At 43.8% G+C, this 505-nt stretch carries 1 protein-coding gene; it reads right to left on the reverse strand.

The window, feature by feature from the left end; all coding sequences use genetic code 11:
• Positions 1 to 177: 177 nt before the first annotated feature.
• Positions 178 to 309, reverse strand: coding sequence for a hypothetical protein (locus GJU32_RS23710; RefSeq protein ID WP_274381843.1), 132 nt, complete (start codon positions 307 to 309; stop codon positions 178 to 180).
• Positions 310 to 505 lie beyond the last annotated feature (196 nt).

Consider the following 505-nt stretch of genomic DNA (forward strand, 5'->3'; position numbering starts at 1 on the left):
CATTTCGAGCGTTCTATCCACCTGTTTCTCTTCTATCCATCAATCTGAGCGTTCTATCCTCCACTTTCCCTGTTCTATCCATCATTTCGAGCGTTCTATCCACCTGTTTCTCTTCTATCCATCAATCTGAGCGTTCTTTCCACCACTTTCCCTGTTCTATCCATCATTTCGAGAGTTCTATCCACCTGTTTCTCTTCCATCCATCAATCTGAGCATTCTATCCTCCACTTTCTTTGCTCTATCTATCACTTCTGGCGTTCTATCCACCACTTTCTCTGTTCTATCCATCACTTCTGGCGTTCTATCCACCTGTTTCTCTTCTAGCCATCAATTTGAGCATTCTATCCTCCGCTTTCTTTGCTCTATCTATCACTTCTGGCGTTCTATCCACCTGTTTCTCTTCTATCCATCAATCTGAGCGTTCTATCCTCCACTTTCTTTGCTCTATCCATCACTTCTGGCGTTCTATCCACCACTTTCTCTGTTCTATCCATCACTTCTGGCG

Origin of the sequence: Lysinibacillus cavernae (assembly GCF_009724685.1) — a bacterium.
Taxonomy (GTDB): Bacteria; Bacillota; Bacilli; order Bacillales_A; family Planococcaceae; genus Lysinibacillus; species Lysinibacillus cavernae.